The organism is Actinomycetospora sp. NBC_00405, assembly GCF_036044095.1.
Taxonomy (GTDB): Bacteria; Actinomycetota; Actinomycetes; order Mycobacteriales; family Pseudonocardiaceae; genus Actinomycetospora; species Actinomycetospora callitridis.
This window is the reverse complement of the sequence record NZ_CP107938.1, coordinates 3224136-3246513: the sequence shown is the minus strand read 5'-3', so window position 1 is coordinate 3246513 and position 22378 is coordinate 3224136. Positions and strand designations below refer to the sequence as shown.

23 protein-coding genes and 1 pseudogene are annotated in these 22378 nt (G+C 68.8%); 13 read left to right on the top strand and 11 right to left on the bottom strand.

Annotated features, from left to right (window positions below; all coding sequences use genetic code 11):
• Positions 1-205: 205 nt before the first annotated feature.
• Positions 206-3736, top strand: coding sequence for a type ISP restriction/modification enzyme (locus OG774_RS15925; protein ID WP_328302136.1), 3531 nt, complete (start codon positions 206-208; stop codon positions 3734-3736).
• Here the strand turns inward: OG774_RS15925 and OG774_RS15920 are convergent.
• From OG774_RS15920 to OG774_RS15900, 6 genes are all read right to left on the bottom strand, one after another.
• Positions 3713-4528, bottom strand: a complete 816-nt coding sequence (locus OG774_RS15920; RefSeq protein ID WP_328302134.1) for a hypothetical protein — start codon at positions 4526-4528, stop codon at positions 3713-3715. The two genes, OG774_RS15925 and OG774_RS15920, sit on opposite strands and share 24 nt — an antisense overlap.
• A gap of 130 nt (positions 4529-4658) precedes the next feature.
• Positions 4659-4994 (bottom strand): hypothetical protein, encoded by a 336-nt coding sequence (locus OG774_RS15915; protein ID WP_328302132.1) that lies wholly within the window; start codon positions 4992-4994, stop codon positions 4659-4661.
• A 145-nt stretch (positions 4995-5139) separates the two neighbouring features.
• Positions 5140-5676 (bottom strand): hypothetical protein, encoded by a 537-nt coding sequence (locus tag OG774_RS15910; protein ID WP_328302130.1) that lies wholly within the window; start codon positions 5674-5676, stop codon positions 5140-5142.
• A gap of 204 nt (positions 5677-5880) precedes the next feature.
• On the bottom strand, positions 5881-6906 hold the full coding sequence (locus OG774_RS15905) for a CHAT domain-containing protein (RefSeq protein WP_328302128.1): 1026 nt from the start codon (positions 6904-6906) through the stop codon (positions 5881-5883).
• 1556 nt (positions 6907-8462) lie between these two features.
• Positions 8463-9245 (bottom strand): zinc-ribbon domain-containing protein, encoded by a 783-nt coding sequence (locus OG774_RS29830; RefSeq protein WP_442873881.1) that lies wholly within the window; start codon positions 9243-9245, stop codon positions 8463-8465.
• 14 nt (positions 9246-9259) lie between these two features.
• Positions 9260-10681, bottom strand: a complete 1422-nt coding sequence (locus OG774_RS15900) for a hypothetical protein (RefSeq protein ID WP_328302126.1) — start codon at positions 10679-10681, stop codon at positions 9260-9262.
• 522 nt (positions 10682-11203) lie between these two features.
• Here OG774_RS15900 and OG774_RS15895 point away from each other — a divergent pair.
• Together OG774_RS15895 and OG774_RS15890 are read left to right on the top strand one after the other, a co-directional pair.
• Positions 11204-11386, top strand: a complete 183-nt coding sequence (locus OG774_RS15895; RefSeq protein ID WP_328302124.1) for an SLOG family protein — start codon at positions 11204-11206, stop codon at positions 11384-11386.
• Between the two features lie 18 nt (positions 11387-11404).
• Entirely contained in the window at positions 11405-11545 is a 141-nt protein-coding gene (locus OG774_RS15890; protein ID WP_328302122.1) for a hypothetical protein, read from the top strand.
• A gap of 218 nt (positions 11546-11763) precedes the next feature.
• Here the strand turns inward: OG774_RS15890 and OG774_RS15885 are convergent, their stop codons facing one another.
• From OG774_RS15885 to OG774_RS15875, 3 genes are read right to left on the bottom strand one after another with little or no spacing between them, the layout of a single operon-like run.
• Positions 11764-12195, bottom strand: a complete 432-nt coding sequence (locus OG774_RS15885; protein WP_328302120.1) for a chromate resistance protein ChrB domain-containing protein — start codon at positions 12193-12195, stop codon at positions 11764-11766.
• On the bottom strand, positions 12192-12686 hold the full coding sequence (locus tag OG774_RS15880; RefSeq protein ID WP_328302118.1) for a Chromate resistance protein ChrB: 495 nt from the start codon (positions 12684-12686) through the stop codon (positions 12192-12194). The genes OG774_RS15885 and OG774_RS15880 overlap by 4 nt, the downstream gene beginning before the upstream one ends.
• Positions 12667-12855 carry a hypothetical protein gene (locus OG774_RS15875; protein ID WP_328302116.1) on the bottom strand — a complete coding sequence of 63 codons (189 nt, stop codon included), beginning with the start codon at positions 12853-12855 and terminating at the stop codon, positions 12667-12669. Before OG774_RS15875 ends, OG774_RS15880 begins: the two co-directional genes overlap by 20 nt.
• Before the next feature lie 150 nt (positions 12856-13005).
• Between OG774_RS15875 and OG774_RS15870 the strand changes: the two genes are divergently transcribed.
• The 5 genes and pseudogenes from OG774_RS15870 to OG774_RS15850 all read left to right on the top strand — a co-directional run bounded on the left by OG774_RS15870 (position 13006) and on the right by OG774_RS15850 (position 16426).
• Positions 13006-13584: a hypothetical protein gene (locus tag OG774_RS15870; protein ID WP_328302114.1), complete on the top strand. Its 579-nt coding sequence runs from the start codon at positions 13006-13008 to the stop codon at positions 13582-13584.
• 129 nt (positions 13585-13713) lie between these two features.
• The gene (locus OG774_RS15865) at positions 13714-14772 is read left to right on the top strand and encodes an NAD-dependent epimerase/dehydratase family protein (protein WP_328302112.1); all 1059 of its coding nucleotides are present in this window, start codon (positions 13714-13716) and stop codon (positions 14770-14772) included.
• A gap of 147 nt (positions 14773-14919) precedes the next feature.
• Positions 14920-15285 (top strand): hypothetical protein, encoded by a 366-nt coding sequence (locus tag OG774_RS15860; RefSeq protein WP_328302110.1) that lies wholly within the window; start codon positions 14920-14922, stop codon positions 15283-15285.
• Positions 15286-15308: 23 nt separating this feature from the next.
• Positions 15309-15545, top strand: a pseudogene (locus OG774_RS15855) (chorismate mutase); the annotation flags it as partial.
• An 86-nt stretch (positions 15546-15631) separates the two neighbouring features.
• Complete coding sequence (locus OG774_RS15850) at positions 15632-16426, top strand: alpha/beta fold hydrolase (RefSeq protein WP_328302108.1); 795 nt, start codon at positions 15632-15634, stop codon at positions 16424-16426.
• A gap of 7 nt (positions 16427-16433) precedes the next feature.
• On the opposite strand, the gene OG774_RS15845 is transcribed toward OG774_RS15850, so the two are convergent.
• Positions 16434-17513, bottom strand: coding sequence for a helix-turn-helix domain-containing protein (locus tag OG774_RS15845; protein ID WP_328302106.1), 1080 nt, complete (start codon positions 17511-17513; stop codon positions 16434-16436).
• A 146-nt stretch (positions 17514-17659) separates the two neighbouring features.
• Here OG774_RS15845 and OG774_RS15840 point away from each other — a divergent pair, with 146 nt between their 5' ends.
• Entirely contained in the window at positions 17660-18064 is a 405-nt protein-coding gene (locus OG774_RS15840) for a hypothetical protein (protein ID WP_274196100.1), read from the top strand.
• Positions 18065-18077: 13 nt separating this feature from the next.
• Here OG774_RS15840 and OG774_RS15835 read toward each other — a convergent pair whose 3' ends face one another.
• Positions 18078-18974: an AurF N-oxygenase family protein gene (locus OG774_RS15835; RefSeq protein ID WP_328302102.1), complete on the bottom strand. Its 897-nt coding sequence runs from the start codon at positions 18972-18974 to the stop codon at positions 18078-18080.
• A 103-nt stretch (positions 18975-19077) separates the two neighbouring features.
• Between OG774_RS15835 and OG774_RS15830 the strand changes: the two genes are divergently transcribed.
• From OG774_RS15830 to OG774_RS15815, 4 genes are all read left to right on the top strand, one after another.
• On the top strand, positions 19078-19719 hold the full coding sequence (locus OG774_RS15830) for a TetR/AcrR family transcriptional regulator (RefSeq protein ID WP_328302100.1): 642 nt from the start codon (positions 19078-19080) through the stop codon (positions 19717-19719).
• Between the two features lie 72 nt (positions 19720-19791).
• Positions 19792-20232: a VOC family protein gene (locus OG774_RS15825; protein ID WP_328302098.1), complete on the top strand. Its 441-nt coding sequence runs from the start codon at positions 19792-19794 to the stop codon at positions 20230-20232.
• A gap of 2 nt (positions 20233-20234) precedes the next feature.
• The gene (locus OG774_RS15820) at positions 20235-20897 is read left to right on the top strand and encodes a DUF3159 domain-containing protein (protein WP_328302096.1); all 663 of its coding nucleotides are present in this window, start codon (positions 20235-20237) and stop codon (positions 20895-20897) included.
• Positions 20898-21082: 185 nt separating this feature from the next.
• Positions 21083-22324 carry a hypothetical protein gene (locus OG774_RS15815; protein WP_328302094.1) on the top strand — a complete coding sequence of 414 codons (1242 nt, stop codon included), beginning with the start codon at positions 21083-21085 and terminating at the stop codon, positions 22322-22324.
• Positions 22325-22378 lie beyond the last annotated feature (54 nt).

The following is a 22378-nucleotide window of genomic DNA, read 5'->3' as shown; positions in this document are numbered from 1 at the left end:
AGCGCAGGCCCAGGGACAACGCGTCCGATGACGAGGAAGGCGCCGCTGACGGCGTTCTGTAGCGGGCGACGTGGCGGCGGCAGCGCCGACGGGCCAGGAGACCGGCGATGGGCAGCCGGTGAACCACGGGCTGTAGATGGCGCGAACCTCCCGGCGGGACCGCTCCGTTAGGTTGATCAGGTATGCGACGAAGGGGATTCGATCTATGGCTACGGTGGCCCCGTTCTCTGAGTTCTTGGCACGCGTCCAGCAGATTAGGTCGACCGGCACGTCTACCGCAGAGCTTTCTTACTATCCGGCGGTCGAGGCCCTCCTAGCGAGCGTTGGCAGCCTCGGCGGCAGCGGCATCGTCGCTATACAGCATCCGCATGCCGAACAAGGGCAGTCGGCGGACCTCGGTCTTTTCGGGCGACACCAATTGGTCACCGGCGCGATCATCGACGGAAACGCCTGGAGTCGACAGCTGCCCGAGCATGGCGTCGTCGAGGTGAAATCTCCAGCAGAGCCAATCGACCAAACGACCTCTTCCGACCAGGTCGCACGATACACGCGCCACTACGGCAAGACCATTGTTACGAATCTGCGTAGCTGGCGGACCGTTTCGCTGGACGAGGATGGCCGCAGTCTCAAGGTCGACGAAGGTATTGACCTCGTTCCCTCAGAAGCTGCATTTTGGAAGGTGGTCGAGGACAATCCTGGGCAGCAGTCGCCCCAGAAACTCCTTGACTACTTGCGTGTGGCGATCCAGCAGGGCGCCCCGATCCCAAACGCCCGTGCTCTCGCGAAGATTCTTGCTACTCATGCGCGTCGGGCGCTGCATAAAGTGGAGGAGGGTCATCCTGCTGCGCTCGATCCTCTTCGGAAACAACTTGAGAGCAGTCTTGGAGTAACGTTCGACGACGAAGACGCCGTGCACTTCTTCCGGTCCGGCTTAATCCAAACGCTGTTCTACGGCCTATTTGCGACCTGGGTGCTCACCGCGAGAGAGGGCTCTGCCGCAACGTTCAACTGGCGTACAGTCTCGTATGACTTGAAGTTGCCGCCGATCATTAAGACGTTGTTCGAACAGTACGCCCTACCTAGCAACGTTCATGACTTGAGAATCACGCCTGATCTTGATCTAGCTGCTGATGCTCTTGGGCGAGTTGTTAGAGACGTGTTCTTCGCGCAGTTCGAGCGAGGGAGTGCGGTCGAATACTTCTACGAGCCGTTTTTGGACGCGTACGACCCCGAGCTGCGGGCCGATCTCGGAGTCTGGTACACGCCACGCCCGGTGGTCGATTACATCGTTGAGGAAGTGGACCGTCGTCTCCGCGAAGACTTCGGACTCGAGCGCGGCCTCGCCGATGAAGCCGTAGTGGTCCTCGATCCGGCCACTGGCACGGGGGCGTTCTTGTCTGCTTGCGTTCGCCGGATTGCAAAGACTTTACTCGGGTGCGACGTAGAAGACGGGTCTGAACCTGATTACGACGCGGTCGACGGCTTGGCCGCCGCAGAGGTTCGAGAAGCAGTCACTTCCCGCCTCTTTGGTTTCGAATTGCTGCCGGCTCCTTTCGTAATCGCGCACCTCCGGCTTAGCCTCCAGCTTCAGCAGCTCGGAGTTCCTCTGGCGAGTGGGTCTCGTTCGGGAGTATTTCTTACCAATTCTCTGACAGGCTGGAGTTCCACCGACGATAACGAAGCGACCCTGTTCGCAGCGCTCGAACAAGAGCGGGAGGCGGCAGCAGCTGTCAAGCAGGACAAGCAGGTGCTCGTCGTACTCGGCAACCCTCCGTACAATGCGTTTGCGGGGATTGCCTCGTCGTCTGAGGAATCGGAACTTATCGCCCCCTACAAGCAGGGCATCACGGGTCGAAATTCGCTCGACGACTTGTACGTGAGATTCATCAGGGTCGCTGAGCGCAGAATAGCCGAGATGACAGGACGAGGTGTCGTCGCCTACATTAGCAATCGATCTTTTCTCAAGCGGCCCTCCTTCCATGTCATGCGCCGGCATCTTCTCCGATCGTTCGATTCAATCGACGTAGTGGACCTGAACGGGGATCGCGACGAGACTGGAAAGCGCACCCCTCAGGGCCGGCCCGACCCCAGCATCTTTACTTCCGGTAGTGCGGACGGCATCGCAGAGGGAACGGCCATAACTGTCATGGTCCGGAAGTCCGATGGCGAGATGAAGGAGACGTTGGCGTCGGCGACCTACCGCGCCTTGTGGGGGCGAACGAAAGCGCAGGACCTCTTGCGTCTCCACGATGGCGAGCTACCCGAGGACCCTGAGAGTGACCTCGACAAAACGACCGTCGTGCCAAGCAGGGATAACTTCTTCGCACTCCAACCCGTACAAGCCGGGGAATCCTACTATTCGTGGACGTCCTTGCCTGATTTGGCTGAGCGACCTCCGGAGTACGGCTTGCACGAGGCAAGAGGCGGAGGCCTTATCGACGTGAGCTATGACGCGTTGTCGGATCGTATGAGGGACTTCCTTGATCCGGATAAAGAGGTCAGTGAGCTATCCGACTCCTGCGCACCTCTGATGGTTCCACGGAGCGGGTATAAACCTGACCGCGTCAGGCAGAAGCTGACCGGACAGAAGCCGGGTGGCACGGCGGCTAGCCGGCGTCCATTTGACTCTAGCAAAATTCGACGTTTCATGACTCGACCTTACGACCTCCGGTACGCGTATATCGAGCGCGATCATCGCCTTTGGGTTGCATCCCAACCGAGACTGGTAGAGGCGAGCGACGAAAACGCATGGTTCTTGTATGCGCTGCGTACTGTGGAGTCTGATCGGAACGGATTCCCGCTATTCGCAAGTAAGCACGTGGGGGACCAGCACACGCTGTACTACACCGCCTTCCTTTTGCCGACGCGCCTTCCTGCCGAGAGGGTGGACGAGGAACCCGCTCTCGCTCTCGATCTTGGCGCCGGCGCCGACGGCGGAGGCGTCCCGGCGCGGCCGAATCTATCGCCTCGCAGCAGAGAGTACCTTCGGAACCTCGGGCTCAACCCGGATGATCAAAACGACGCGGACCTTCTATTCCTGCATGTTCTGGCTTTCACGGGTGCGCCGATGTATAGGGAGCAACATAAAGACGCGCTTACTCAGGCCTATCCTAGAGTTCTACTTCCGGCTTCACTTGACGCGCTTAGGAGATCGGCAGCTCTCGGGGCGAAGATGAAGGGGCTCTTTGACGAAGACCAGCCGGTGCCTTCGGGTCCGCTCCTCGGTCGGTTGGGCAACATCCGACGGTCGGACGGCCAGGCGGTCGATCCGAACGCTGGTGACCTGGCAGTCGACGTCACCTGGGGTGCGATGCAACAAGGTGCAGTCATGCCGCGAGCTGGAAAGATCGATGTCGAGGATTGGTCGGACGCCGATTCGGTCGCGGCTACTGACGAGGCTGTTGAAATGAGCTCTGAGGACGTCAAGGGCCTCGTCGGGCCAGAGATGGTCTCAATCCACCTAAATGAGCACGTGCAGGTTTGCCGTGTGCCGATGAAGGTGTGGCAAGCTCACATTGGAGGAAAGCAGGTGATCAAGAAGTGGCTGTCCTACAGGACTAAGTCCGTGTGGGGACGTGATCTCGAGATCGCGGAGGCCCGGCACATCACCAGAATGACACGTTGCCTTACTGCATTGCTCTTGCTCGGCCCCCAGCTTGACGAGAGTTACGCAGCAGTTTTGGCGTCAGGGCCTGCCGGAACAGCTGGGATGTCAACTCCTAGCGCTTCGCCCTAATGGCACGTTGCGATGGTCGTTCGCGGGCAAGCGTGGTCGCTCTGCTTCGTCGATCCACGGGAGCGCCCGAGCCGCGAGCCAGTTGCGGGCAGCGTGCATACCGCCATCCTCGGCAACGGCCAGTAATTCGGGCGCGAGGCGGGCGTGCTCGACGTACTCCCACGCGTCCACCGACAGACCGAGGCGAGCTTCGGCCTCGAGGTCCTCAGCGGCCACGTCCTCGTCGGTAGCCACGGCGCCGAGGCCGGCGAGCTTCCGCAAGTCGCGCAAGCCCGTAGACCAGGTGAGCTGACGGCGGCCCTCACTGGCCTGCTCCCACGCCCACCACCGCGCCACGGCTGTTTCGTCGTAGGTATCGACCGCGTCGGCCAGGAGCTGCATAGGGGTCCTCCCGCCGGCGCGGCGGCCCTCCTTGCGGTGCGACCCGGTGACCTCGTGGGCGATCTTGGTGAAGTAGTCGGCGAGGTCTCCGTCGCCGAGCTGCACCCGGCGAAGGTCCCACCCGTGTTCCTCGGAGGCGTCGAAGCCCTTCCGCTCCAACGTCGCCCGCCAGCGGGCGAACATGCGGGCGCCGACCGAACCGCCGACGAGATCGGCGGAGACCTGCGCGCCGAAGCACAGCAGGGCGTGGATGTGGACGTGCCATCCGTTGTCTCCATCGGTGACCTCCACGACCCGCGCCCAGCCCAGGAGCCCGCCGAACAGCTCCTGATCGGCCTGCCACGCCCCACCGGACGTAACCCGGGCCCAGGCGTCGGACAGCACGTCCCAGCAGCCGCGCGCCTGGCGCAAGGTGTTCTCCTCGATCGCCTCCGCCTCGGCCTCGCGCTCATCGAAGTCCCACTGATTCGCGTTGGCAGCCTCGTAGCCCGATCGGTTCTCCTGAAGGCCGTGCCGCGCAGTCGGGCCCGCTCCTCCGTGCTCAGTCCGAGCCGGTCCCCGCGGGCATGCGCATCGGCAGCGTCAGCAGGAAGGCGGAGCCACCGGCCTCGTCGACCGCCCGCATCACCTTGGACAGCTCGTCGGCGCGGCGGGTGGCGATCTTCGCGGCGCATTGCGGGCAGGCCCACACGGAGCCGCAGGACGCCAGACCGGAGTAGCCGGCCGATCGGGACCCATCGGCGTTCGTCGTGACCGCGAGCGTGATCCCGCCTTCGGGATCGAGGGATGTGCCGCAGTTCCGGACCCGCCGCAGAGTGGTGATGCCCCGAAGCTGCGACCGACGGGCCCACCGGCCTTCACGGCGATGCTGGGCCATCGCGACTCGCTCTGCAGGCGTGAGCCTTCCGTTCGGTCCCCGACGCGTCCGGGTCTTGTGAAGACCTGTTCGCCCATTACCGAGGTCCGGCCACTACGCGAAATTCGCGGCTGTCGGTGCGACCAAGCGACCTAGTCAGTCGCGGCTACAGATCGTCGTCTTCATCGTCGATGCCTTGATCGTACTCGATCAGTTCCTTGAACGCCGATTCACTTCCGTCTCCCCGGTCGGTCATGCTTCTACTTGGCCAACTGCGCAGGCAGCGGCCCCGCCACATGAATGGCGTGGGACCAAGATCAGCAATCTCGTATGACAAGGTGTCGTCAGACTCAACTCGAAAGCCCGCCCTCGCGTCCATCTGGGCCGCAAAAGAGAGCGCTTGGTCTCCGGACGCGGCGGCTTGGACTGCCGCGTGCTTTGAACGAGCGCTGGCCACCAAGAAGATGCACGGTGCCCCTACTACAACTTCCTGCACGTAGACCCAATTTCGTTTCCAAGTACCGAGACTTAGAAGTTCGCTGATCGAGTCCTCGACGGCAACGATGTTGTTGATGCGAGTACTATTTACATTCGCGGCGCGAAGTGCGAAGTCGCCCTCCCCGCCAAAACTCACCTCCAACTTGCCAGCTCCGGTGGCCGTGGCTGTGACGTCGGCCGATAGGCTGGCTGAAGTCTCCTTCACGCTGGTGCGTGCCGACTGAATCTTTAGCGACGGGCCTTCTTCCCGAGGCGAGCTTCGTTCGATCCTGATGCCAAGGTCTTCTAGTCGGGTCTTGAACAGGAAGCCTCGCTTATCGAAAACGCCAACGTCGCCGAGATCAACTTTGGCTCCTGGAGGCCAGATTGGCAACCTCCCTACGGCGCCTAGAACGTTGCGTGGGCAACCTCAAGAGCTTCGGACATGTCGTGCATCCCTTCGCCGTAGAATCATCTGCAAGTTCGGATTGCCGTAGTAGGAATAAAGCAGGCCGATGGGAGAGCTGTACTGCTCCATCAGCCGCGTTCTGGCAGTATGGAGAGCGCTTGCCGCGTCGGCACCCTCAAGCAGGTTATCGTAGAACTCCCGGGCCACGACAGGCGCAGTATCGTCGGGCACGTTGAGACTCGTGGCGATCACTGCTCGATTCCCATTCTCGAGAAGAATCTGTTTCAAGGACTGAAGCACGAAGGGGGTGAACGCTCCCCTGCAGGCGTTGAAGAAGACGAGGGGCCGGTCGAGGGCGCGACCTCCAGTCCCAATCCTGGCGAACAGCAGATCGTTGTTGAGGTCGCTGAGAGTTACACGATGCTCGTCACCGAAGTCCAACACGCTACTCGTCATGACTACTGCTGCGGCCGAAAGCTCTCGGAGATTCTCGGGCGCAGCGTGATGACACGAGATGTGCACTATCTGATCGGCCGGACCGTCCCGGTGGCGGGTCGGATTAGCAAGCTGTTCGGCGAGATCGAGGGTCTCTCCGGCGGCTGGGAGGGGTCCCAACACGCTGAATGGCCCACCGTGCTTGAAGTAGAGCTCCTCCAGCTTCGTGCCCCCTAAAGTCGGATTGCGAAAGAAGCGGATGGTCAGCGGCTCGCCACCAAGCAAATCAGAAGAGAGTGCTTGCGGTTCACCTACCTGTTCGATGTGGTGAGTGACTGTTGCCGAAAGGCCGAGGACTGTGACCCGTGCTTCGTCAACTGAAACGTCTTGGTCAACCGGGCCCAAGAATTCCCAGGGAATCCAATGATCCGAGAAATGACGGATGTCCACGGCGAGTGGCTGCTTAAGGAGCCACGCGGCGCGCATGATACTTTCGATCTCTTTGGTGAACGAGTAGACCTTATCGGTTTGGTCCGTGGTGCAAGCATTTAGGAAAATGAGCGCTTCCTGCCGGCCAGTCATCAAGAATTTCTGGCATTGGTCGTTGTCCACCTGGAGCGACGAAGGTCTAACGTCCTCGAGGCGGTCGCAGAAACGAGCCCTGGCGGCTTGCCATGTGTCTGGCTCCATCTTGTAGTTGAATCGAGAGAATCCTTCTACGCCCGTTATCGTTAAATGGTCGGAGTGTTGCTCAATCGTCACCGTATTGGACAACGTGCCAGCCGTTTCTCAGGGGGCATAGGGGGGCAACTTCAGCGGCACGGCCTGGACAAATTTCGTCGAGCTGTACACGGTAGCCCAGAGATTGTCTGTTCGACTCTCGGCACTCGCGCTTGTGACAGTGAACTCGGCGACTTCGCGCCCGCCTTCGGTGTCGATCTCCATCGTTACGTTTGTCGGTGCCACGAACAGGTCTCGGGTCGGGTCAACACGTATATCAAAAACAACAAACGAGCGGTCTCGACCTCCAATCAAGCGGAAAGCAGTGTCCTCTGTCTGTACCGCGATCTGCCAAGGCTCGGAACCAGTTTGCACGTGAAGGCGCACCTCCCACGTTTTCGAGTTCAGGGTAGCGACCTCAGTCTCAATTCTCCCCATCACGTTGGTTGGAGCCAGGTCCTCTGCTGTCCCCGAAATGGCCAACCGCCGGCTTCCGCGTTTGCTCGATTCATTGTCAGGTGAGGAGGATTGTGGGCGTATTGGAATTGGCGGCCTGGAGCGCTGAAGCTCGCGCGACAGTCTCGCGAGGCTGTTTGCGCGATCTCTTGGCGACCTTGTGTCGCGGCCGTAGGCGCTCAATAGTTGCGACGAATTACGGCGAATAAGAACTGCTTGGAGGCGTGTGATCGCCGCGCGCACTCGCACGCTCTGTCCGAGACAGCCAACAGCGTACAGTGCCTGGATCGCAAGGATTGTCCAGCTGAAGCTGTCCAGGGTTAAGTATGGGTATTCCTGGAAGACGGACCACGCAATCGATAGGGTCGAAATTCCAACTAGAGCTGCGCTTATCTCGAAAGACCGTCGCTGGAGCGATAGGGCGGCAAGCCGCTTCTCTTCTCCCTTGTTCAACAGCAGTCTAGTGTCGGGCCATAGAGCGGAAACCGAGAAGCCGTAGTCGTCGAGTATCCTAGATTCAACCTTCCCGGGCAAAGTCCATGCTACTGACTTCTCCTTCCTGTAGCTAGAGTCGACCACCGCTTCTTCGGAGTTGTCGTCTAAAGCTTCGGGCCCCGGATGTGGAGGTCGAGGTCGCCTCGGTGGAACGAATGCGATCGCGAACACCCCGAGAACCCGCCGAAGCAAAACCTGCAGGGGTGTCGAGACTTGAAAGATCGAGACTAGAGCAAAAGCAACGGAGATGGCCAGGAGTGCGTTGAGGATATAAGGGCCCCGGAGATACGGGAGGTAGGTGAATACGTAACCTATACATCCCGCGGTTACTAGCCATATGAGAAGCGTATTGAACCGCAGCCCGATGAGCCAGGTGGGCAGCAGGTCGCTGTCGAGGAGTTGTTCTCGTCGAGGCAAGGTGCTCCTTCGTGCAGCGGCGTGTCCAGTCGCCGACTCTATCGATGGCCAGGCCGCGTTCGTTTCAGCTCGCCTCAAGCTCACATCAGTACTCGTCGTGTCCCGACAGCCAACTCGCACCCGCGCGCTGCGAAGGTCGGGGCCCACCTGCCGAGCTCGCCGAGCTCGGAGAGGGGTAGGTGAACGCCGATGCGAGCCGTCACAGGTCCCGAGCGGTGTCCTTGAAGTGCTATCGAGTGCGAGACGCGGAGTACTTGCAACCACGACGAGAGCGTTCGGGTGCTCGTGGCGACGGGGGATTCGGTTTTGACGCCGTCTCGCCACCATGTGAGGCCCAACTCGGTCACCTCGACAGGGGCACGATAGAGGAAGCCGACGAGGCCGTGCTGAGCGGCGCGTTCCTCGTCGGTGAGGAGACCGCCTCGTGCTCTACTTCGGTGGTAGCTGGCGAGGGCGGAGGCGCGCTTGCGTTCGAGGCGGACGGTGCCGTCTGCGGGGGCGGGGTCGCCGCCGCAGTCCCAGCAGCTCTGCTGGCCCCTCTCGGCGTTCTTGCGTTGCACAGTACGAGTGTGACCGCACCCCGGGTAGGTGTGGGTGACGAGTCGGGTGGGGGCACCGACGCACTCGGGGCACGCGGCGATGTCGCCGTTCTTCCACTTGGGCATGGCTGTGCGGGTGGCGACCCTGTCTTGCCACTCGTGGCCCGCAGCGCACCGCCACCACACGACGCGCGGCGAGCTGGCCGGGATCGTGTCGGGCGTGCGATACCCCGGTTCCGAGGCGTTACGTTCGAGGTGCCATTGGGCGGCGACGGCAGGGAATTTGGCCGCGAGGGTGCGACTCTGATCGAGCTTGCGTGGCATGGGTCGGGACCTCCTTAAGCCGCCTGTAGGTGGTCGGTAGGTCGTGGTGGTGGATCAGCGCCGGCTCGCTTGTGGTGTAGCCGGGTGCCGTGGTCAGTGAGGTCAATGGCCAGGCCGCGGTCGTCGAACCACGAGACGATGCCCGGCATCCCGCCGACGCGGCCGGCGGCTTTGAGGGTGTCGAGCTCGTATGCAACGACGCGTCCGTAGTCGGCGGCGCTGAGGTAGGCGATGGTCTCGGTGCCTTGCTCTTCGGCGTCGGCGAGCTCTTGTTCAGTGACCTCGTCCTCGAGCAGTGGGCCGGGGACGCCGAGCTCGCGGGCCTTCTCGGCGAACCAGCCGCGCATCAGCGGCGGCCACTGGCACTGGCGAAACCGCATCTCGGTCGCGGTACGCGACCACTCGCTGATTAGCCTGGCGTCGGCCTCGGCAGCGTCGTAATCCCCCTCAGCGGCGGCGACGGCGCAGGTCTCCATGACCTCGAAGGGGGTGCGGTGGCGGCGGCCGGGTTCATCGCGGCCGTGCTTGAACACCGACCCGACGGCTTCGAGGGCCATCTTGAACGGGTAGCGGGCCAGGTCGTTGCTGATCGTCTCGGCTTCGGCGCTCATGACCTTGACGTCGAAGCCCGCCGATTCCTGCTGGCCACCGCGCAGGACGTAGCTGATGGCGTCGAGGCCGTGCTCGGCCAGGCCCTCGCACCAACGGTCCCAGCTCTCGGCGAGCACGGTTTCCGCGAAGGGAGCGGTGATGACGACCGGTTCGCCGATCGGCTTCTCGAGGACGGTGCGGGTGCGGCCTTCGGTGCCCCACGGGACCTGCTTGCGGGTCCATTCACGGGGGTCGCAGAGCAGGAACACGTGCATGTGCGGGTGCCAGCCGGCCTCGTCACCGACGGTGCACTCGAAGGCGCGCAGCACGAACCGCACCCCGAGCCGTTCTTTGAGCCGGCGCCACGGCCGGTCGCTGGTGACGTGCTTCCAGGCGGTGCGCTGCGCCTGGACCAGGGTCCGCAGCGAGTGCCCGAGGTGGTGGCGGACGGAGAACGTGGCCAGCACCACGGTGCCGCCAAGGGCTCCCCACAACGAGAAGGCGTGCGCGAGGTCGCGGGCGCGTCCGACGGCAATCTTCGCGCCGCAGCACAGGCACGAGTGCCACGTCGCGCACGTCTGCAGCCCGCCGACGCCGACGTCGACCGAGCCCCGGTCGTCGGTCTCCAGCCCGCGCAGCGGCAGCTCTTCGGCCTGGGCGTCGAACCGGAAGCGGCGGCAGGTGCGGACCTTGCGCAGCGGCGTCACGCTCCACATTGCCCGATGCACCGCCCACCGCACGTCGGCGTCGTCCGGGGGCGGCACCGCGGCCACAGCCGGCCCCGCGGCGGCGGTGTCGGGGGCGGGGGAGCTAAACCCCTCATTACCAAGGCGCGGTGCGCTCACGGTGCATCACCGCCAGCGGTGTAGGCCGGCGCTGGCGCGCCGGTGCCCGGCCCTTCCGGGCCGGGCACGCTTCCGCTCCTGTCTTCGACCCGCGGCGCGCGCCCGGCCCGAGGGCCGGGCGGGGCGAGGGCAGCGGCGACCACGACCACGACGGGAAGCACGGGGAGCAGCCCGGGCCAGGGAACGTGGGGGAGGGCCCGCGCGCCCGACTCACTGGCCGTGGGGCTGCTCAAGGCCGCGCGGCCGAGACCCCGGAGGAACCACCTACGGCGGGGCGGGGCGGCGGCGCGCGAGCTTGCACGGCCGTCCCTCACCAGCAAGGGCCGCCAACCATCTTCACCGGCAGACCGACGACGAACGCCGCGGATCAGAACGAGGGGCCGCTGAAGATCGTCGGCTTCCTCCCTTGCTGGCGAGCCTCCGACGGCCGAAGGGCCCGCAGGCGCGGTGGGGCCGGGACGGACCCCACCCGGGGCGCGCACCGCCGCCCCGCCGATCTCACGGGCGTTGGAGGTGGCCGGGATGCGAGTCCTCGTAGCCGGCTCGAAGTTCTGGACCGACTGGCAGACCCTGATGGCTGCGCTGTCGCTCGTGCGGGAGCCCGACGTCTTGGTGACTGGGGCGTGTTCCGAGGGTGCCGAGGACCTGGCGGTGCGCTGCTGGCGGCACTGGGGCGGACGGGTCCAGCGATGGGAGTTCGACTGAGACGAGCCGCAGGGGACCGTGGTCGCGAGCCGGCACCGGCGGATGCTCGAGGCGGGCGCCGACGTCTGCTTGGCCTTCGGCAGCGCCACGGGTCCGCACGCGCTCTCGACGATGAGCCGCGAGGCCGGCGTCCCGACGTACGCCTGGGATCGAGCGTGAGCCCAAGATCGACTCACTCCGTACCTACCGGAATCGTGCCGTAGGCACTCCGGGATGCCCGACAACCTTGAGAGTGCCGGATGAGTGTCCGTACAGCTCAGCGGCATACCGCGGGCACCAGCGGTCAGTCGAGAGAACTCATCGACTAGATGCGAAAGGTCCGGGGTTCGATTCCCCGCGCCGGCTCCAGGTCGACGAGGGCGCGCTCCGGCGAGGGATCAGGAGGGCTCGCGGCCCCGCAGGGTGGCGCGGCGGTAGTACTCGTAGAGCCCGTCGAACAGTGGCCCGGTGTGGCTGAGCAGAGTCACGTCGTCGCAGACCATCCCGAGGGCGCGGGCGACGACGTCGACGCCGGGAGCTTCCGGGGCGTCGAAGCGTTCGTCGTCGAGGTCGGCTTCGTGGACGATCTCCGCGATCCGCCACAGCACCGGGTCCGTGATCTCGTAGCGGCGCAGGATCGTCTCGAAGCTGCAGTCGCCACCGTGGTGGGACAGCTCGACCCCACGCATGTCGAACGCGGTCGCGTCGGCCGGGACCTCGGCGGGGTCGCCGACGAACACGAACTCGGCGTCCTCGTCGACGACCCGACGGATCAGCCAGGCGCAGGCCACCCGGTCGATGTGCATGTGTGCCCGGGTCGCCCACCTCATCGGGTCGCCTCCTCGTGGTCGCCGGAGGCGGCCAGCTCGTCGACCGCTCTCCGGGCCTCGGCGCGTTCCGGTGGGGGGAAGTAGTCGCGCCGGCCGATCCTGCGGAGCTCGCCGCGCAGCCGGCGCACGGTGTTCTGTCTGGCACCCTCGTCGAGGCCCGCGGACCGCGCCCGAGCGACCACGGCGCGGTACTCCGCCGCCCGGGCCTCGCTCATCGCCTCCGCCAGCTCGCGCTCGGGGTGCCGGCCGCCCGGTCGGGCGTCCCAGACGGTGGCCGCGCCTCCGCCCTCGACGACCTCGTCGGCGAGCCATTCCAACTGCTCGCGGGTGCGTGCGTCGGCGGGCAGCGCGACGACGCCGTCGGCGAGCTGGGCGACCCCGAGCCGTTTGAGCTTGCGCCACACCCCGACGCGGGCGGTCGACGGCTCCCGCGGGATCCGATAGGTCAGCAGCACCCACGCGCCCGCGCCGTCAGGATCCGCGCCGGGCATCCTCGTCCCCGTCCTCCGGGAGCCACTGCTCCAGCCACCCGCTGAGCCTCCAGGCGGCCCACGCCGAAGCGACGGACGCCACCGCGAACACCTGCAGAGCGAGCGGGGCCATCAGCAGCAGCAGGCCCACCACCAGCGCCGCGAGCCCGAGAGCGTCACGACCGCCCACGGCGGGCACGGAGTCCGGACGTCGACGACCGACCTCGGCATGCAACCACGGTTGCACAGCAACCGGGGTTTCACCAGGTGTCCGAGATGACCGATTCTTGATCACAAAGGGTGACCATGTCACCCGAAAGGGGACTGCTACCGTCGCGTCGTGGACCCCACGCGAGCGCGGAGAGCAGCGAGCTCGCTGCGGCGTGTGCGCTCGCTGGCCCTCATGGCGTCCTCGCTCGGGGTCGTGGCGGTCGCCGGCGCGTTCGACCTCCTCGCCGATGAGCGACCGGACCACACGCTGAGCCTCGTCATGGTGGCCACCGCCGTCGGCGTGCTGCGCTGGCTGCTGCGTGGCCGACTCCGTGGGCTGTTCTTCCTGGTCAACATCGCCGTGGTCGTCCAGCCCGTCGCCCACGGCATGGGCGAGCTGACCCAGGCCACCGCGGGATTGCTGCCGCACTCCCACGAGGTCCCCGAGGAGTTCTCGGGCCTGGCCCTCCAGCTCGCCGTCGCCCTCCTCGTGGTCGTGGTCGCCGGCAGCGAGCCGATCGCGACCTTCGTCGCCTCCGCCGTGATCACCGTCGCGGCTGCCGTCGCCCGGCTCCCCCTCGCGGAGTCGGCCGGGCCGGCACCGACCCCCACGGGTCCCCACCGGGTGTGGGTCCCTCCCGACGACGACGGGCTGACGCGATGTCGTCCCCGACGCGGTCCGCCCCGAGGGGTCGGGCTCACGGCCTGACCTCGTGGGCTGCCCGAGCGCGTCTCGGGTCGTCCTGCGCCGCGCTGCGCGGCGAGGTCTCGGTGTGCCCTCGCGCTGACCTCGTCCACCGGCCCGCCCGGGCCCTGCTTCTCCTGAGGCGCACCTGCCATGTCCACACCAGTCGCACATGTCCCGTCGGACCCCGCCCTCGCGCCGTCCATCCCCGCTCCCACGCCCCGAGGCGACGACGAGCCGACCCACGAGCTCGCCGGCCGGCGGGTCCTCGTCACCGGCGCGACCGGGTTCCTCGGCCGTCACCTGTGCCGCCGCCTGATCCGGCTCGGCGCCGAGGTCCACGCGCTCTCCCGCCACGCCGGACCGCACGTCGGCCTCCCACCGGCGATGTCGTGGCACCGCGGCGAGCTCGTCGACGCCGACCGCTTCACCGACATCGTCCAGCGGGTCCGCCCGGCCGCGATCATGCACCTGGCCAGCCTCGTGCAGGGCCACCGGGAGACCGCGCTCGCCCTGCCGATGCTCGACGCCAATGCCCGCGCCGCGGTCGCCGTCATGACCGCCGCGCACGCCGTCCCCGACTGCCGAGTGGTGCTCGCCGGCTCGATCGAGGAGCCCCGCGGGGAGACCCCACCGGTCTCGCCCTACGCCGCGGCGAAGAGTGCGGCCACCGGTTATGCGCGCCTGTTCCACGCCCAGTGGGAGCTGCCGGTCACGGTGCTGCGGATCGCCATGGTCTACGGCCCCGACCAACCGGACGACCGCAAGCTCGTGCCCTACGTGTGCTCCTGCCTGCTCGACGGCAGCACGCCGTCACTCAGCAGCGGCACGCGGCCGGTGGACTGGGTGTACGTCGACGACGTCGGTGACGCCTTCGTCCGCGCCGCGGCGAGGCCCGACGCCATCGGCCGCATCCTCGACATCGGCTCCGGTCACACGTCCACGATCGCCGACCTCGTCCGCACCCTGGCGGACCTCGCCGGGTACCGCGGGCCGCTCGGCTTCGGCGAGGCGGGCGACCGGCGCCACGACCTGGCGCACGTCGCCGACCCGGCGCCCGCGAGCTACTACCTCGGGTGGCGTGCCACCACCTCGCTGCGCGCCGGCCTCGCCCAGACCCTGGCGTGGCACCGGGAGCAGAACGGCCGTGCGGCGGCCGGCGCGGCTCCCGGCGCCCTGACCGTCGTTCCACGGCCCTCGCGCACGACCTGACCCGGGGAGGCGCCGCACCGTCGTCGGTCCGTCGCGCATCGTGCAAGTGCTGCTCAGAGCGCTGAGCGGATCGAGTGAGGGTCGGGTCGGGTCGCTCGTCGCGCTGCCACACTCGGCGGGACCGAACGGCGAGCAACGGAGCGCCCGATGTCGATGATCGTGATCTCGATGCCCATCCCGCCCGAGAAGTACGCGGAGTGGCGGGGTGCGATGGAGGAGTTCGCCGGGGCGCGGAGGGACGAGTACACGGCGGCCCGGGCGCGGCAGGGCGTGACCCGCCAGGGCGTCTTCGTCGACCACACCCCGGACGGGCCCCGGGAGATCATGGTGATGGAGGCCGCCGACCCCGGGTGGGCGCTCGAGCTCATGGCGACGTCCCAGGAGCCGTTCGACGTGGAGTTCCGGGACTTCCTCATGAACATCTACGGCCTGGACCTCGCGGAGCCGCCGCCCGGCCCGATGCCCGAGCTGGTCCTCGACTGGCGTGCGCCCGTCCCCGCCCAGGACGGCTGAGCCGACGACGATCGGCGATCCTCGTGTCCCTCGACGACGTCCGCGCGGCCATCGACCGCATCGACGACCAGATCGTGGCGCTGCTCGCGCGGCGGCAGGAGCAGGTCCGGGCCGCCGCCGCGTTCAAGGCCGACGACGCGGCGGTGCGGGCTCCCGACCGGCGCGCCGCCCTCCTGGCCCGCGTGCGGGAGCGGGCCGAGGCCGACGGCGCCGACCCGGACGTGGTCGCGGCGACCTACGCCGCGATGGTCGACGCCTTCATCGCCCTGGAGCTCGGGGAGCACCGCGCCCGCGGAACCCCGCGTAGGGGCGGGCGGGGACGGCCGCACATCCGGAGGAGGGGTCCATGGACCAGGAGACGGTCACGTCCCGCGACGGCACGCGCATCGCCTACCGGCGCAGCGGCCACGGACCGCCGCTCGTGCTGGTGCACGGGACGTCCGCCGACCACAGCCGGTGGGCTCCCGTCCTGCCGGCGTTCGAAGAGCGCTACACGGTCTGCGCGATCGATCGCCGCGGCCGCGGCGGCAGCGGCGACGCGGAGCACTACGCGCTCGAGCGGGAGTTCGAGGACGTGGCCGCCGTGGTGGACTCGCTGGGGGAACCGGTGACCCTCCTCGGCCACTCGCACGGTGGGCTGTGCGCGCTCGAGGCCGCCCTGCTCAGCTCCGGCATCCGGGCGTTGGTGCTCTACGAGCCCCCGTTCGAGGTGGCGGGCGCGGAGATGAACCCTCCCGAGGTCCTCGAGCGACTCGAGACGTTGCTGCAGGAAGGGGACCGGGACGGGGTGGTGGCGACCATGGCGCGCGAGGTCGCGGGAGTGCCCCCGGAGGTGATCGCGTCCATGCGGTCCCTGCCCGTGTGGCGGGCGCGGATGGCGACGGCGCACACGATCCCGCGGGAGCTGCGGGCGGTGAAGGCGTACCGGTTCGATCCGGAGCGGTTCCGGGAGCTCGCGGTGCCGACGCTGCTGCTCACCGGGAGCGAGAGCTCGCGGGAGCTGCACCTGGCGACGGAGGCCGTGGACAGGGCGCTCCCGGACTCCCGCATCGTCGTCATGGCCGGGCAGGGGCACGTGGCCATGGACACCGGCACCGACCTCTTCACCGCCGAGGTCCTCCGGTTCACCGAGAGTCCCTGACGGTGCCTCAGGCGCGCAGCGTCTCGCTCGGCGAGCAGCCGTAGCGCCGCCGGTAGGCGACGGAGAAGCGCCCGGGGTGGGTGAAGCGCCAGCGGGAGGCGATGTCGGCGACGGTCCGGCCGTCGCGGGGGTCGGCGGCGCGCAGCTCCTCGTGGGCCCCGGCCAGCCGGACGTCGCGCAGGTGGGCCAGCGGCGTGGTGGCACGCCAGCGGCGGAACGCCATCTGCAGGCCACGGGTGCCGAGCCCGGCGGCCGCGGCGACGTCGGCGACGTCGACGTCCTCCGTCGCGTGCTCCTCGAGGTAGGCGAGCGCCCGGCGCACGTTCGCGGGCTCGGCGGGGTGGACCGGTCCGGCGACCTGCTCCTGACCGAGCTCGTCGACCACCTGCTCCGCGCACGCCAGGATCGATGCTCCGGCCTCGCTGGCGCGCTCGAGGAGCAGGTCGAACGCCGCGTCGGGCGTGATCGCGTGGTGGCGGGAGAGCAGCGCACGAGCCGCGACGACGAGGTCGCGCGCCCGGACCCCCATCTCCGAGTCCGACGGGGTGAGGAGACGGTGCACGTGACGGGCGAGCTCGGCGGCGACCGCCCGGGTCGCGGCGTCGAAGGCCGCGCGCGTGTCGGAGGCGAGCGTGAGCGCCCCGTCGCCGCCGGGGAGCGGGAGGACGAGCAGCGACGCGGGCGTCCGGGTGCCGTCGCGCAGGCCGGTCCAGCGGGGGTCGGCGGCGACGTCGTCGACGACGACCGTGGTGCCCGACCGGCACGCCGCCGTGCGGGGCCCGCGGGCCAGGGCCTCGGCGGTGGTCGGCGACACGTCGCCGGCGGATGCGACCACCGGAGGCGCGCCCCGGACGGCGACCACGACCTGGGCCCACTGCACCGAGCCCGCGACCTGTAGCGCGTGCCCGCACATCCGCTCCAGGGCGCCGACGGGCACCGCCTCCGCCTCGAGCCGGGGCCGCCCGGCGCCGGGGTCGCGCTCCGGGATGCGACGGGCCTCGCGGGCCATCACCGGGGCGCGCCCGTCGAGCAGGTCGGCCAGGCCGAGGGCGTCCGACGACACGGGCGAACGCTGCTGGGTGCTCACGATCCCGGATCCGTCCCACGCGACATCCCCGCGATTTCCGGGGCGCAGTGGCTGGGCGGTCAACCGGCCCGTCACGGTAACCCACGACGGCGCCGTCCGGGAACGCACGTCGGGAGGATCCCGTCGGCGCCGATACCCTGCACGACATGCCGATCGGGACGGCCTCCGACGACGGTGCCGCGCGCGTGCGCCGGGCCGGGTGGCTGGTCACCGCGGCCGCGCTGCTCGTCGCCGTCGCCACCCTGGTCCTGGTGGGCCTCGTCCCGCCGAGCCCCGGGCGCACCGTCGCGATCGTCGTCGCGGTGGTCCTGGCCTTCGCGCTCGCCGGCTGGCGGGCGGTGCGGGCGCGCCGGGACCCGACGACCGTCGCCGGCCTGCGGCCGATCTCGAGCTGGCTCGCGGCCTTCGGATGGGGCGCGACGGTGTTCTCGGCGCTGGTCGCCCTCGCCGCGCCCGACTCCGGGGGCCGCGCGGTGATCGCCGGGATCCTCGCCGGGTGCCTGCTCGTGCTCGTCGGGCGCTCGAGCGAGCAGGTGGCGGCGCGGCGCTGACCCAGATGCTGACTCAGATCAGCCCGGCGCGCCGCCAGACCAGCTCCGACGGTCCGCCGACCATGCCCACGCCCCGCAGGAAGTCCAGCACCTTCTCGAGCATGAAGCGCTTGGTGGCGAGGTGGTGCGGGTTGGCCAGCGCCGCGGCGCGCCCGACCCGCCCGGAGATCCCGACGGAGCGGTAGACCCGGGCCTGGACCAGGGCGTTCACCACCTCCGTCGACACGAGCGCGGTCAGCCAGCGCTCCCGCTCGAGCGCGGCCCGCGACAGCGTGGGGACGAGCCGGACGAGCTCCTCGCGGGCGAACCGCACGTGGCGGGCCTCCTCGACGACGTGCACCCGGCTCACGGCGCGCAGCATCGGCTGGATGCGCTCGTCGCGCATCGACTCGCGCTGCAGGCGGTCGGTGGTCTCCTCGGCCACCAGGACGCTCGCGAACATGCTGGGCCCGGCCCCGATGTGGCCGTACAGCCCGCCGAAGCGGTGCAGGAGGCCGTGCGGGCGGTAGTCCGGCGTCCCGAGCTTGCTGACGGCCCGCGCGAACATCACCGAGTGCCGCGTCTCGTCTCCGACCTCGGTGAGCGCGTACTGGGCGTGGCCCTCGCGGAGGTCGAGGTCGTAGGCGTAGCGGGTGAGCATCTGCATGAGGATCACCTCGAACCACAGCCCGACCGAGAGCATGCTCGCGACCTCGTGCTCGGAGAGCGTGATCCGCTGCTGGTCGTCGAGGCTGTCCCACAGCTCGGTGCCGTAGAGCGAGGTGCGTTCCGGGGGCATGCCCCAGCCGCCGGGCACGAGCGGGGCGTCCCAATCGACCTCGAGGGACGGGTCGAGGGTGTGGCGGGCCGAGGACGCCAAGAGCCGGGCGGCCGTGTGCTCCCGGTCGGTCGGTGCGAGCGCGCGGGTCATGGCGTGCCTCTCGTGCCGCGGGTAAGTGCGACGCAATGTAACAGATACATGATGTTACCTGTAGTTGGTACGGCCCTGTCGGCGGTGGGACCCTCGGGAGACCATGAGCGAGACGCCCACCACCGACGGCCGGGCGCGGCGGTGGGCCGGGCACCGGGAGGCACGGCGCCTGGAGCTCGTCGACGCCGCGTGCTCGGCGATCGCCGAGCACGGTCCCGAGGTCACCACCGAGCAGATCGCCGCGCGGGCCGGGGTGTCCCGTCCCGGGCTGTACCGCCACTTCGAAGGCCGTGACGACCTGCAGAGCGCCATCGCCGCGCGCTCGGTCGAGCGGCTCGTAGCCGAGCTCGAGCCGGTGTGGCGTCCGTCGGGACGCCCGTTCGACATGCTCGCCAAGGCCCTGCGGGCGCACCTGCGCTGGCTGGGCGCCAACGGCAACGTCTACCGCTACCTCAAGCGCACGTCCTTCGGCACCGGCGGCGAGTCGGCGACCACCAACGTGCGCGCGACCGTCGCGGCGCACGTCGCCGGGATGCTCGTCGACGGCTCGCTGGGTGCGGAGATCGAGCCCGCGGTGGCCCACCCGCTCGCCTTCGGGCTCGTCGGGATGGTCGACTCGGCCAGCTCGCACTGGCTCGACGAGCCCCACGGCGCGAGCCTCGACCAGCTCGTGAGCCAGCTCACGGAGTCCTGCTGGGCGGTCATCCGCGCCTCGGTGGGGACGGACGCCGTCGCCGGTCCGTGATCGGCCCCACGCTCCGGTGCCCGACGGCGGTGCGCCACGATTGGGGCCCCCGCCGGAGAGAGGATCCGACGCATGGCGATGCGCCGCTCGTTCCCCACCGTCCTGTCCGACCGGCTGCCCGAGACGCGTGACTTCTACGTCGCGCTGCTCGGCTTCGAGGTCGCGTTCGACAGCGACTGGTACGTGGCCCTCACCCTCCTCGACGGGGACGAGGCCCACGAGCTGGCGATCTGGGCGGTCCGCCACGAGCTGGTGCCGCCCCCGTACCGCGCCGACCCCGCCGGCGTGATCCTCACGTTCCTCGTCGACGACGTGGACGCGGTGCACGCCGACGCCCGCCGGGCGCGGATCCCCGTGGTCGCCCCGCCGCGTGACCTGTTCCACGGCCGTCGCCAGATGCTGGTGACCGACCCCAACGGCATGCTCGTGGAGGTCTCCAGCCCGAGCACGCCGTCGCCCGCGTTCGCCGCGGAGCTCCTCCGCCGGGGCCGCGCCCCGGAGACCACCGGCTGAACGTGCCCCACGGTCGGGGTCCCGAGACGAACCCGCTCGCCGAACTGCTCGGTGGCAAGGGCCAGGCGATCGACGCCTCGGTGCCGTCGGTGGCGTTCGTCGCCGTCTGGCTCGCGGCGGACGCGCTCGGGTGGCCGCAGTCGGTGCTGGCGGGCGGGATCGCCGCCGTCGTCGTCGCGGGCGGGGTGGCCCTGTGGCGCCACCGGCGCGGGGAGCGTCCGCGCGCGGTCGCGGTGGGGCTGCTGCTGGCGGTCGGTGCGGCGCTGCTCGCCCTCTACACCGGACGGGCGCAGGACTTCTTCCTGCCCCGCATCATCGCCAACGCCGGGAGCCTCGCGGCCTGGCTGGTCTCGATCGCGATCCGCTGGCCCCTGCTCGGGCTGGTCGTGGGCGCCCTCACCGGCCACCCCACGCTGTGGCGCCGCGACCCGGACCTCGTGCGCGGGTACTGCCGGGCGAGCTGGGTGTGGGTCGCCCAGTACGCGGTCCGCGTGGTGGTGTTCACGGGCCTCTGGGCGGCCGACCAGGTCGTCGCGCTGGGGATCGCCCAGGTGGTGCTGACCTGGCCGCTCGTCGTGGCGTGCATCGCAGCGTCGTGGCCGTTGGTTCGCTCGGCCCTGCCGCCCGGGCACCCGGGCCCCCGGCGGCCCGTCGTCCATGAGTGAGAGCCGTTCGGATCAGCGATTGGGCCGAGTGGTGGAGACACAGATCGTCCGTGGGTGAACGCCCTCACCGACGGACAACGAGGCACGATGGGAGACGTCGTCCGTAGTGGTCGACGTGATGTCGACCTGCCCTCCGGTGCCCGCACACGGCGCCGACCGCCCCCGATCCGCGCAGCCCGGGAGCCATGTCCGACAAGACCTCCGAAGAGAAGTCCGCCGCACCAGCGTCCGGTATGGGACTGACCTTCCCGCAGATCGCAGCCAGTGCGCTGGCGGCCGCCACGGCGGCGATCCTCGGGTCGTTCATGGGTGTTCTCGGCACCATCGGTGGCGCCGCCGCCGCGTCGATCATCAGTACCGTCGGGTCGGCGCTGTACCAGCGCTCCCTCGAGGCCACGCGTGACCGGGTCAAGCAGAAGCTCGTCGTCACGAGCGCCGGCAACACCCGCGTCGCCGCCGCCGTCGGCAAGGTCGCCGGTGCCGCGGGCCCGGCGGCGGCGCCGCCCGGGCCGACCCGCGTGCAGGGCGGCCGGCCGATGGTCGGCCCGCCGACGCCCGGTCCCGGCGTGCCGATGCCGCCGCCCCCGCAGGGGCGCCCGGGCATGCCGCCGGCCGACCCGACGCGCCGCGTCCCCACCGGTCTGCCGACGGCGCGTCCCGGGCAGCCGGGCCAGCCGCAGGTGCCGCCCGGCAGGGTCGCGCTGCGGGCCGAGGGGCTCGCGGACCCGACCCGGGTGCACCCGCGGATGGACCCGAACGCGGACCCGCACGCCGCGCCCACCGAGGTGCGTCCCACGACCTTCATCCCGCAGAGCCGCCAGACCGGTACGCCGCCCGGCGGCGGCCCGACCGCGGTCATGGGGCAGCCCGGGCGTCCCGGCCCCGGCGGTCCGGGTGGCCCCTTCGGTCCGGGCGGGCCCGGCGGTCCGGGCGGGCCCGGCGGTCCGGACGACCCGGCCACGCGCGTCGCGCCGGTCGAGCCGGAGCCCGCGCGTCCGAAGTTCAGCCTGGCGGCACTGAAGGCGGGCCTGAAGGGCCTCGGCTGGAAGACCTGGCTGACGCTCGGCGGCGTCGCGGCCAGCGTGTTCGTCATCGCCCTGCTCGCCACCATCGGCGTCGAGACCGCCACCGGGCACCCCTTGTCCGGCGGATCGGGCGGCACCTCGGTGGGCAGCCTGTTCGGTCAGGAGACCGGCACGAGCGAGGCCACGACCACGCCGGCCGAGTCGTCCACCGACGACCAGGACACCGCGACGACGACGCAGGAGACCGAGCAGCAGCAGGCTCCGACGGACGGCGACACCACGACGTCGCAGTCCACGCGGTCGACCACGCAGCCGCCGCGGACCTCGCAGAACGGGATCCTCCCGAACCTCGGGGGCGGTACCGGTGGCCAGGGTTCCGGAGGCGGTTCCACCAACGGCTGACTTCTCCGGTGATCTCCCACCGACGGCCGGACGAACGTTCTAGCGTTCGTCCGG